The 10,115-nt window shown below is 71.3% G+C and carries 9 protein-coding genes and 1 pseudogene; 7 read left to right on the top strand and 3 right to left on the bottom strand.

Annotated elements, in window-relative coordinates:
* Window positions 1-132 precede the first annotated feature (132 nt).
* Window positions 133-612 (top strand): Mpo1 family 2-hydroxy fatty acid dioxygenase, encoded by a 480-nt coding sequence (locus tag CSC64_RS04340; RefSeq protein WP_162434093.1) that lies wholly within the window; start codon window positions 133-135, stop codon window positions 610-612.
* Here CSC64_RS04340 and CSC64_RS04335 read toward each other — a convergent pair.
* A complete protein-coding gene (locus CSC64_RS04335; protein WP_162434092.1) occupies window positions 585-1,481 on the bottom strand; it encodes an SDR family oxidoreductase in 897 nt (298 codons plus the stop codon). The genes CSC64_RS04340 and CSC64_RS04335 overlap by 28 nt on opposite strands.
* Window positions 1,482-1,593: 112 nt before the next feature.
* Between CSC64_RS04335 and CSC64_RS04330 the strand changes: the two genes are divergently transcribed.
* The 6 genes and pseudogenes from CSC64_RS04330 to CSC64_RS04305 all read left to right on the top strand — a co-directional run bounded on the left by CSC64_RS04330 (window position 1,594) and on the right by CSC64_RS04305 (window position 7,630).
* Window positions 1,594-4,428: a monovalent cation/H+ antiporter subunit A gene (locus CSC64_RS04330; protein ID WP_162434091.1), complete on the top strand. Its 2,835-nt coding sequence runs from the start codon at window positions 1,594-1,596 to the stop codon at window positions 4,426-4,428.
* Window positions 4,428-4,751, top strand: a pseudogene (locus CSC64_RS04325) (Na+/H+ antiporter subunit C); the annotation flags it as partial. The gene CSC64_RS04330 and the pseudogene CSC64_RS04325, both read left to right, overlap by 1 nt.
* Before the next feature lie 134 nt (window positions 4,752-4,885).
* Window positions 4,886-6,445 (top strand): monovalent cation/H+ antiporter subunit D, encoded by a 1,560-nt coding sequence (locus CSC64_RS04320; protein WP_162434089.1) that lies wholly within the window; start codon window positions 4,886-4,888, stop codon window positions 6,443-6,445.
* Window positions 6,446-6,447: 2 nt separating this feature from the next.
* Window positions 6,448-6,960: a Na+/H+ antiporter subunit E gene (locus CSC64_RS04315; RefSeq protein ID WP_162434088.1), complete on the top strand. Its 513-nt coding sequence runs from the start codon at window positions 6,448-6,450 to the stop codon at window positions 6,958-6,960.
* A gap of 38 nt (window positions 6,961-6,998) precedes the next feature.
* A complete protein-coding gene (locus CSC64_RS04310; protein WP_238389757.1) occupies window positions 6,999-7,241 on the top strand; it encodes a K+/H+ antiporter subunit F in 243 nt (80 codons plus the stop codon).
* On the top strand, window positions 7,238-7,630 hold the full coding sequence (locus tag CSC64_RS04305) for a Na+/H+ antiporter subunit G (protein ID WP_162434086.1): 393 nt from the start codon (window positions 7,238-7,240) through the stop codon (window positions 7,628-7,630). Before CSC64_RS04310 ends, CSC64_RS04305 begins: the two co-directional genes overlap by 4 nt.
* A gap of 6 nt (window positions 7,631-7,636) precedes the next feature.
* On the opposite strand, the gene CSC64_RS04300 is transcribed toward CSC64_RS04305, so the two are convergent.
* Window positions 7,637-8,587, bottom strand: a complete 951-nt coding sequence (locus tag CSC64_RS04300; protein WP_162434085.1) for a sodium:calcium antiporter — start codon at window positions 8,585-8,587, stop codon at window positions 7,637-7,639.
* 171 nt (window positions 8,588-8,758) lie between these two features.
* Window positions 8,759-10,075 carry a homogentisate 1,2-dioxygenase gene (gene hmgA, locus CSC64_RS04295; protein WP_162434084.1) on the bottom strand — a complete coding sequence of 439 codons (1,317 nt, stop codon included), beginning with the start codon at window positions 10,073-10,075 and terminating at the stop codon, window positions 8,759-8,761.
* Window positions 10,076-10,115 lie beyond the last annotated feature (40 nt).

The raw sequence follows: 10,115 nt of genomic DNA, 5'->3' as shown, positions 1-10,115 counted from the left end.
TAGTATCAACCAAAAGACGGCATACGTGCGGCTCAGGAGTCTCGTGGGCTCGGAGATGGGTATAGGAGACGGCCACCCGCCACCCGCGCTATCCTCCATACCCGAGCGCATAGAATCCTCGGGAGGGATGAGATGGACGCGACCCTGCAACGGCCGATCGACCGCTACTTCGCCAGCTACTCCGGCGACCACCGCAACGAACTGAACCAGCGCATCCACGTCATCGCCGTGCCCGCCATCCTCTGGTCGGTGGTGGCGCTGATCTGGTGCATCCCCACCTTCGGCACCTGGATGAAGACCGGCATCTGGGCCGCGCTCGCCATGTTCTTCGCCTGGATGTTCTATTACCGCCTCTCGCGCAGCCTCGGCCTGGGCATGCTCGCCGTGTTCTTCTTCTGCGGCTGCCTCTGCCGCCTGGTCGAAATGCGCTTCGGCCTGGCCACCCTGCTGTGGTCGGCGGTGACCGTGTTCGTGGTCGCCTGGATCGCCCAGTTCATCGGCCACAAGTTCGAAGGCCGCAAGCCCAGCTTCCTCACCGACCTGGTCTACCTGCTGATCGGGCCTGCGTGGGTGCTGGCGAAGCTTTACCGCAAGCTGGGGTGGAGGTACTGATCGCTTCCGCTCATGCCGGCCTCGGGCATGAACCGCCGCGGTGCGTAGCCCAGGTCGCGTGCCGCGGCTGAAGCATCGAACACCAGGTCCTGGCGCATCCGCGCCAGTACCGCCGCGCCAGCGTCGTGCACCCGCAGCCAGCGCGCCAGCACCGCCGCGAACCCGAACAGCGGCCCCGGCAACAGCAGCAGGCGCGCCGGAGGCCGCAGCGATTGCAGCAGGCGCGCGACCATCTCGCGATAGGGCAGCGTCTCCCCGCCCGGCAGGTCGTACGCGGCGAAATCCGTGCCCGCGCGCTGCAGCGCCGCCAGTGCCGCATCGCCCAGGTCGTCCACGTGCACCGGCTGGCGCAGGCCGCACGCGTCGTGCGGCAGCAGGAAGAAGCCGTGCCGCCGCGCCAGCGCCGCGATCCGGCTCAGGTTGCGGTCGCTGCCGGCGCCGTAGACCAGCGTCGGCCGCAGCAGCGTGACGGTCGCGCCACGCGCCGCCGCAGCCGCCGCGAGCCGCGCTTCGGCCGCGCGCAACCGCCCGGCCAGCTCGCGCTCGGCCGGCTCGGACGACGCATGCTTGACGTGCCCGCTGGTCGAACCGAACGCGCCCGCCCGCGCCGCGCCGGTCGCGTGGCGCTCGTCCCACAGCGAGAACAGGTCCAGCGGACCGCAGCTGAAGATCGCATCGAAGCCGTCGCCCGCGCCGGCCGCGTCGGGCAACGCGCCGCGCCGCCACTCCACGCCGGACGCGGCCGCGGGCGGCTCGCCGCGGCACAGCGCCACCACGTGCCAGCCGCGCGCCTGCAACCGCGCAAGCACGCGCCGTCCGATCTGGCCGCTGGCACCGAACACCAGGGCGCGGGGCGGCGGCGGGTTCATGGCGGGGCGCAATGCCCGGGGAGAATGCGCATCGGCACAGCATAGCGGGCCGTCACCAGACCGGCTGCTACACTCGACGGGCTCGCACGCCTTCGATCCCGCCCGCCCCCGGATGATCCCCTTCCTGGAAATCCTGCTCGCCCTGCCGTTCCTGGCGGCCGTGGCGATGGTGTTCCTGCGCACGCGTTCGCGCGGGGTGGTGGCGTGGGTGGCCGCGGCGGCCCCGCTGCTGGGCCTGCTGCTGCTGGCGTGGATGACCCCGGCGGGGCTGCAGGGCTGGGTGCCGCGCGCCGACCATGCCTGGATCCCGCAGATCGGCCTCGACTTCACCCTGCGCCTGGACGGCCTGGCCTGGATGTTCGCCGGCATGGTCCTGGCGATCGGCGCGCTGGTGGTGATGTACGCGCACTACTACCTGTCCGCGGAGGACAGCGCGCCGCGCTTCTTCGGCTGCCTGCTGCTGTTCATGGGCGCGATGCTGGGCGTGGTGATCGCCGGCAACCTGCTCCTGCTGCTGGTGTTCTGGGAACTGACCAGCATCAGCTCCTTCCTGCTGATCGGCTTCTGGTACGGGCGCCAGGACGCGCGCGAGGGCGCGCGCATGGCGCTGGCGATCACCGGCGGCGGCGGCCTGGCGCTGATGGGCGGGATCCTGCTCATCGGCCGCATCGTCGGCAGCTACGACCTGGACGTGGTCCTGGCCTCCGGCGATGCGATCCGCGCCAGCGCGCTGTACCCGTGGGTGCTGGCGCTGGTGCTGGCGGGGGTGTTCACCAAGAGCGCGCAGTTCCCGCTGCACTTCTGGCTGCCGCACGCGATGGCCGCGCCGACCCCGGTGTCGGCCTACCTGCACTCGGCGACGATGGTGAAGGCGGGGGTGTTCCTGCTGGCGCGGCTGCACCCGTCGCTGGCCGGCACCGACCTGTTCTTCTACGTGGTCACCAGCATCGGCGCGATCACCCTGCTGCTGGGCGCCTGGTTCGCGATCTTCCAGCACGACCTCAAGGGCCTGCTGGCGTATTCGACCATCTCGCACCTGGGCCTGATCACGGTGCTGTTCGGCCTGTCCACGCCGATGGCGGTGGTGGCCGGCGTGTTCCACATCCTCAACCACGCCACCTTCAAGGCCTCGCTGTTCATGGCCGCGGGCATCATCGACCACGAGACCGGCACCCGCGACATGCGCCGGCTCGGCAACCTGCGCCGCTACATGCCCGTCACCAGCGCGCTGGCGATCACCGCGACCCTGGCGATGGCCGGCATCCCGCTGCTCAACGGCTTCCTGTCCAAGGAGATGTTCTTCGCCGAGGCGCTGGAGATCGACGGCCATCGCACGATGGCCAACGTGATCAGCGTGGCCGCGCTGCTGTACGCGGTGTTCGGCGTCGCCTACAGCCTGCGCTTCGTCCACGACACCTTCTTCGGCGAGGGCCCGCGCGGGCTGGACCGGGTGCCGCACGAGCCGCCGCGCTGGATGAAGATCCCGGTCGAGATCCTGGTGCTGGTGTGCGTGGCGGTGGGCATCTTCCCGGCGTGGACCGTCGCCCCGGTGCTGCATGCCGGTGCCTCCTCGATCCTGGGCGAGGCGATGCCCTCCTACAGCCTGGCCATCTGGCACGGCTTCAACAAACCACTGCTGATGAGCATGGCCGGTACCGTTGGCGGCATCGTCCTGTACTTCGGCCTGCGCCGGCTGCTGGACCTGCACGCGATCGTGCGCCAGTCGCGCGCGCGCAACCTGTTCCGCTGGAACATGGAAGCGCTGTACGCGCTGGCCGAACGCTTCACCTCGCGCCTGGCCAACGGCAGCCTGCAGCGCAGCCTGGTGTGGCTGGTGCTGGCGGCGCTGTTCGCCGGCGCGGCTCCGTTCGCGGCGGGGGTCTCGCCGCCACTGCAGTGGCGCGCGCCGCAACCGATGCCGCTGCTGGGCTGGCTGCTGTGGCTGGTGCTGGTGGCATGCACGCTGTGGACCCTGCGCCTGTACCGGCAGCGCCTGCTGGCGCTGATCGTGCTCGGCGGCGCCGGGCTGGTCGTCAGCCTGACCTTCGTGTTCCTGTCCGCGCCGGACCTGGCCCTGACCCAGCTGCTGGTGGAGATGGTGAGCCTGGCGCTGATGCTGCTCGGCCTGCACTACCTGCCGCCGCGCTCGCCGCCCGAGCGCGCGCCGCGCCGGCGCGCGCGCGACATCGGCATCGCCGCCGCCGCCGGCCTGGGCGCGGGCCTGCTCGCCTACGCGATGATGACCCGCCCCGGCAGCGACGCCGCCAGCATCGAGATGCTCGCCCGCTCGCTGCCGGAAGCCTACGGCCGCAACGTGGTCAACGTGATCCTGGTCGACTTCCGCGGCTTCGACACCTTCGGCGAGATCACCGTGTTCGGCATCGCCGCGCTGATCGTGCATGCGCTGCTGCGGCGCGCACGGCTGGCACCGGAGAAGGTGGTGTCCGGCCCGCCGGTGCTGCTGCCGGTGCCGGCGCACCTGGCCCAGCTGATGCTGCCGCTGACCCTGACCGTGTCGGTATTCGTGTTCCTGCGCGGGCACAATGCGCCCGGCGGCGGCTTCATTGCCGGCCTGGTGCTGGCGGTGCCGATGCTGATCCAGTACGTGATCCAGGGTGCGGCCTCGGTCGAGTCGCGCTTCGGCTTCGACTACATCCGCTGCATCGGCATCGGCCTGATGGTGGCCGCGGCCAGCGGCGCGGCCTCGCTGCTGTTCGGCGTGGAGTTCCTGACCAGCGGCCACCTCGACCTGGAGCTGCCGCTGCTGGGCGAACTGCCGCTGGCCAGCGCGACCGGCTTCGACACCGGCGTGTACCTGGTGGTGTTCGGCGCGGCGATGCTGATCCTGTCGATGCTGGGCACGATCAAGCCCTCCCGCACCCGCGTGGCCCACCTGGGCGTGATCGAGACCGGCGACCGTTCCACCCGCACCGGGGAGCTGGGCTGATGGAACTGGCGATGGCGAGCGCGATCGGCATCCTCACCGCCGCGGGCATCTACCTGCTGCTGCGCGCGCGCAGCTTCGACGTCATCCTCGGCCTGACCCTGCTGTCGTACGCGACCAACCTGCTGATCTTCTCCGGCGGGCGGCTGGTGGCCGGCAAGCCGCCGGTGCTGCACGACGGCGTGGCCGCGCTGCCGGCCAACTACACCGACCCGCTGCCGCAGGCGCTGGTGTTGACCGCGATCGTGATCACCTTCGCCATGACCGCGGTGAGCATTGTCGTGGCGATCCGCAGCCGCGCCGACAACCACAGCGACCACGTCGACGGCAGCCGCGCCGAACGCGAGTTCCAGCGCAGCGAACAGCGCCGCCACGCCGACGCGCGCGAAGCCGCGCACGCGGCACCGACCGCCGGCAGCGCCGCTCCGGTGGACGAAGCGCGTAGCCCGGAGCGCGACGCATGAGCCACCTGCCGCTGCTGCCGATCCTGGTCCCGCTGTTCGCCGCGGCGCTGGCGCTGTTCTTCGAACACCGCCGCTTCGGCATGGCGCCGCAGCGCGCGGTGGCGTGGGCCTCGATGGCGGCGATGCTGGCGGTGTCGGTGGTGCTGGCGGTGCAGGCCGACAGCGGCCGCATCCAGGTCTACCTGGTCGGCGACTGGCCGGCGCGGCTTGGCATCGCGCTGATGGTCGACCGGCTGGCGGCGCTGATGCTGCTGGTGGGCCAGCTGCTGGGCGCGGCCTGCCTGCTCCACGCCTGCGCCGGCTGGGACCGGCGCGCGCCGCATTTCCACGCCTTCTTCCAGTTCCAGATGATGGGCCTGAACGGCGCCTTCCTCACCGGCGACGTGTTCAACCTGTTCGTGTTCTTCGAAGTGCTGCTGATCGCCTCCTACGGCCTGCTGCTCAGCGGTGGGCGCGGCGAGCGCATCCGCGCCGGCCTTCACTACGTGGTGTTCAACGTCGCCGCCTCGACCCTGTTCCTGGTCGCGCTGGGCCTGCTCTACGGCCTGCTCGGCACGCTCAACATGGCCGAGATGGCGGTGCGGGTGGCGCAGCTGCCGGCGCAGGACGTGGCCCTGGTGCAGGCCGCCGCCGGGCTGCTGCTGGTGGTGTTCTGCGCCAAGGCCGCGGTGCTGCCGCTGTATTTCTGGCTGCCGCAAACCTATACCCATGCGCCGGCGGCGGTGGCGGCGCTGTTCGCGGTGATGACCAAGGTCGGCCTGTACGCGGTGCTGCGGGTCGGCACGCTGAGCTTCGGCACCGGCGCGCTGCAGGGCTTCGCCTGGCCGGCACTGCTGGCGCTGGGCGGCGCCACGCTGATGCTGTCGGCGCTGGGCGTGCTGGCCTCGCGGCGGTTGCGTTCAATGGCCGCCTACCTGGTGCTGGGCTCGGCGGCGACGCTGTTCATCGCCTTCGCCCTGGCCACCGCCGGCACGGTGTCGGCCGGCCTGTACTACCTGGCGCAGAGCACCTTCGCCGGTGCGGCGCTGTTCCTGCTCGCCGACCTGATCCGCCGCCGCCGCGGCGCCGCCGGCGACCGCAAGGACCTGCTCGCGGCGCTGCCCGGGCGGACCATGCCCGGGGTGCTGTTCCTGGTCGCGGCGGTGTCGCTGGCCGGCCTGCCGCCGCTGTCGGGCTTCGTCGGCAAGCTGCTGCTGCTGGAAGCGGTGCCGCCGGCCAGCACCGGCTGGGTCTGGGCGCTGGTGCTGGCCAGCGGCTTCATGATGCTGGTCGGCCTGGCCCGTGCCGGCACGCGGCTGTTCTGGCGGGTGGAACCGTGGCCGGACGCACCGGCCGAGCGCCTGGCCCAGTACACGCCGGCGAATGCGATGAAGGCGGCGCCGACCCGGCCGCTGGAGACCGCGGCCACCGTGCTGCTGCTCGGCTATGGTGTGGCCATGGTCCTGGCCGCCGCGCCGCTGCTGGACTACACCCGCGCCACCGCCGCCCAGCTGCAGTCGCCCGGCGACTACGTGCAGCAGGTGCGCGCGGCGACGCCGAAGCTGAGGGAGCCCTGAGCATGGCCGCGAACCGTTTCGATCGCTGGCGCCGGCGCCTGCTGCCGTCGCTGCCGCTGTCGGCCATGGTGTTCTGCTTCTGGCTGCTGATGAACGATGCGGTCACCGTCGGCCACGCGGCGATGGGGCTGCTGCTGGCGCTGCTGATCCCGCAGATCTCCGCGCGCCTGGACCGCGAGTTCGCCCGCATCGGCAGCCTGCGCGGGGTGCCGAAGATGGCCGCGATCCTGCTCATGGACATCGTCCATTCCAACATCACCGTGGCCCTGCAGGTGCTCGGTCCGGAACGCAGGATCAACCCCGGCTTCGTCTGGCTGCCGCTGGAGGTGGCCAACATCCACGGCATCGCCGCGCTGACCAGCATCATCACCCTCACCCCGGGCACGGTGTCCGCGTCGCTGTCCGACGACCGCAGCCACCTGCTGGTGCACGTGCTCAACCTGGAGGACCCCGACGAGGTGATCCGCCAGATCAAGACCCGCTACGAGAAGCCGCTGATGGAGATCTTCCCGTGACCCCGCAGGCGCTGGTCGGTTTCGCCATCGTCGGCTCGATGCACGTGGCCGGGTTCGCCATGCTGCTGGCGCTGTACCGGCTGCTGAAGGGCCCGACGGTGCCGGACCGGATCCTGGCCCTGGACACGCTGTTCGTGGCCGCGATCGCGCAACTGGTGCTGTTCGGCATGCACCTGGGTACGGCGGTCTACTTCGAGGCGGCGCTGGTGATCGCCATGCTCGGCTTCGTCAGTACCGTGGTCCTGAGCAAGTACGTGATGCGCCGGGACATCGTCGAATGAGCTGGCTGTTCGCCATCGTCCTGGTGCTGCTGCTGGCGGCGGGCTGCTTCTTCATCGTGCTCGGCTCGCTGGGCCTGGTGAAGCTGTCGGATTTCTTCAAGCGCCTGCACGCGCCGACCAAGGCCAGCACCCTGGGCGTGGGCTGCGTGCTGCTGGCCTCGCTGGGCTACCACGCGCTCAACGGCACCGACCCGCAGCCGCGCGAACTGCTGATCACCGCCTTCCTGTTCATCACCGCGCCGATCAGCGCGCACCTGATGGCCAAGGCGGCGCTGTCGCTGCACATGGCCGACCGGCCGCCGCAGCCGGGGACCAGCGAAAGCGCCGGCGATGCGGTCGGCGGCGAGAAGGTGGGCGAGGACACCCGCGCCCGGCGGGAGCGCGGCTGAGCGCGGCTACACGAACAGCAGCACTTCCAGCACCACCCACGCCAGGAACGCCAGCACCAGCACCGCGCCTTCCTGGCGGCTGACACTGCGGCCGCTGCGCAGCAGCGGGTAGACCAGCAGCGCCAGCACGATCGCCGCCGGCAGCTCGAAGCGCACGAACGAGGCCGGCAGCGCCAGCGGCCGGAACACGGCCATGCCGCCGACGATGGCCAGCAGGTTGAACAGGCTCGAACCGATCACGTGGCCGGCGACCATGTCGCCGCGGCCGCGCCGCGCGGCGGCCACCGCCGCGGCCACTTCCGGCAGCGCGGTGCCGATGGCCACCGGCAGCAGGCCGACCAGCAGCGGGCTCAGGCCCCAGGCCTGGCCCAGGCCGAGGCCGCCGGACACCACCCAGCGCGCGCCGAAGTACAGCAGCACCGCGGCGATCACCAGGCGCAGCACGTTCAGGCCCATGCCCGGGCGGGTGGCGGCGAAGGCGGCGATGCCGGCCTGCACCTCGGCCGCCTCGCGCCGGCCCTGGCGCAGCAGGAACCCGGTGCTGGCGAGGAAGCCCAGCAGCAGCACGGCGCCTTCGACCCGGCCGATGTAGCCGTCCAGGCCGAACACCATCAGCGCCAGCGAAGCGACCACCAGCAGCACCAGCAGCGGCACCGCCATCCGTGCGCGCAGCAGCAGCGGCGTCGCCAGCGCGGCCACGCCCAGGGTCAGGCCGAGGTTGGTGATGTTGCTGCCGACGGCATTGCCCAGCGCCAGGTGGTGTTCGTCCAGCCACATCGCGCGCAGGTTGACCGCCAGTTCCGGCACCGAGGTGCCGAAGGCGACCAGCAGCAGGCCGGCCACGAACGGGCGCATACCCAGCCCCTGGGCCAGCCCGGAAGCGCCCTTGACCATCGAGTCGCCGCCCAGCGCCAGCGCCAGCAGTCCCAGTGCGAACAGACCCAGTGCTTCCGCCATCGTCCTGCTCCCTCCGTTGGCCTGCCCGGATTCTAACCCCCTGTAGGAGCCCACTTCAGGGGGCGACCCGGGGGCATCGGCAGCACCCGCGTTGAACGCGACACCATCCGGAGGCAACGCGTTGAGCGAAGCGCCTTCCAGCGTCGTCGGGTCGCCCCCTGAAGTGGGCTCCTACAGGGGTGGGGTGAAGTTGCGGCGCAGGCCGGCCCAGCACTGCTGGTAGTCGCGCTGGCGGTGCGCGGCCTCCAGTGCCTGCGCCGCCGGGCGGATCACGCCGCGCGTCTCGAACATGAAGGCCATGGTGTCGGTGACCACGTCCGGCCTGGACAGGTCCGCGTTCGACGCCTTGTCGAACGTCGCCGCATCCGGCCCGTGCCCGGTCATGCAGTTGTGCAGCGAGCAGCCGCCGGGCAGGAAGCCCTCGGCCTTGGCGTCGTAGGCGCCATGCACCAGGCCCATGAGCTCGCTGGCCACGTTGCGGTGGAACCATGGCGGCCGGAACGTGTGCTGCGCCACCAGCCAGCGCGGCGGGAAGATCGCGAAGTCCACGTTCGCCGTGCCCGGCGTGTCGCTGGGCGCGGTGAGCACGGTGAAGATCGACGGGTCCGGGTGGTCGAAGCTGATCGAGCCGATGGTGTTGAAGCGGCGCAGGTCGTAGCGGTACGGCGCGCAGTTGCCGTGCCAGCCGACCACGTCCAGCGGGCTGTGGCCGATGTCGGCGCGCCACAGGTGGCCCTGGAACTTGGCGACCAGTTCGAACGCGCCCTCCACGTCCTCGTACGCCGCCACCGGTGTCTCGAAGTCGCGCGGGTTGGCCAGGCCGTTGCTGCCGATCGGCCCCAGCTCCGGCAGCCGCAGCGGCGCACCGAAGTTCTCCAGCACGTAGCCGCGCGAAGGCCCGTCGGGCAGCTCCACGCGGAAGCGCACGCCGCGCGGGACCACCGCGATCTGCTGCGGCTCCACTTCCAGCACGCCCATCTCGGTGGCGATGCGCAGCCGGCCCAGCTGCGGCACCAGCAGCAGCTCGCCGTCGGCGTCATGGAAGAAGCGCCCGGCCATGTCGCGGTCGGCCGCGTACAGGTGGATGCCCACGCCCTGCTGCGCTGCCGGCGAGCCGTTGCCGGCGACGGTGTACAGGCCGTCGACGAAGTCGGTGGGCGTGGTGGGCAGCGGCAGCGGATCCCAGCGCAGCTGGTCCGGCGTCACCGGCCCGTCGCCGAAGTCGTTGTGGAAGCGCGGCTTCGCATCCGCCCCGCCCAGCAGCGAGAACGCGCCATGCATCGCCGCCGGCCGGATCCGGTACAGCCAGCTGCGCCGGTTCTGCCCGCGCGGCGCGGTGAACGCGCTGCCCGACAGCTGCTCGGCATACAGCCCGTGCGCCACCCGCTGCGGCGAGTTCTGCCCCACCGGCAACGCACCGGCGATCGCCTCGCTGGCGAACTCGTTGCCGAAGCCGGTCATGTATCGAAGTTCGGTCGACTTGCTCATGGCTTCCATCCTTGCGCCGCTCTCCCGCGGGAGAGCGGCT

The organism is Pseudoxanthomonas koreensis (assembly GCF_010093225.1).
GTDB lineage: Bacteria > Pseudomonadota > Gammaproteobacteria > Xanthomonadales > Xanthomonadaceae > Pseudoxanthomonas > Pseudoxanthomonas koreensis.
This window is presented reverse-complemented; position numbering and strand designations above follow the sequence as displayed.

What these genes read in the sequence shown, in the direction of transcription:
- CSC64_RS04315 (WP_162434088.1), top strand. Translation starts at nt 6,448, where the DNA reads ATGGCCGCGAACCGTTTCGATCGCTGGCGCCGGCGCCTGCTGCCGTCG.
- CSC64_RS04300 (WP_162434085.1), bottom strand. Translation starts at nt 8,587, where the DNA reads ATGGCGGAAGCACTGGGTCTGTTCGCACTGGGACTGCTGGCGCTGGCG.
- CSC64_RS04320 (WP_162434089.1), top strand. Translation starts at nt 4,886, where the DNA reads ATGAGCCACCTGCCGCTGCTGCCGATCCTGGTCCCGCTGTTCGCCGCG.
- CSC64_RS04330 (WP_162434091.1), top strand. Translation starts at nt 1,594, where the DNA reads ATGATCCCCTTCCTGGAAATCCTGCTCGCCCTGCCGTTCCTGGCGGCC.
- CSC64_RS04305 (WP_162434086.1), top strand. Translation starts at nt 7,238, where the DNA reads ATGAGCTGGCTGTTCGCCATCGTCCTGGTGCTGCTGCTGGCGGCGGGC.
- hmgA (WP_162434084.1), bottom strand. Translation starts at nt 10,075, where the DNA reads ATGAGCAAGTCGACCGAACTTCGATACATGACCGGCTTCGGCAACGAG.
- CSC64_RS04340 (WP_162434093.1), top strand. Translation starts at nt 133, where the DNA reads ATGGACGCGACCCTGCAACGGCCGATCGACCGCTACTTCGCCAGCTAC.
- CSC64_RS04335 (WP_162434092.1), bottom strand. Translation starts at nt 1,481, where the DNA reads ATGAACCCGCCGCCGCCCCGCGCCCTGGTGTTCGGTGCCAGCGGCCAG.
- CSC64_RS04310 (WP_238389757.1), top strand. Translation starts at nt 6,999, where the DNA reads ATGCACGTGGCCGGGTTCGCCATGCTGCTGGCGCTGTACCGGCTGCTG.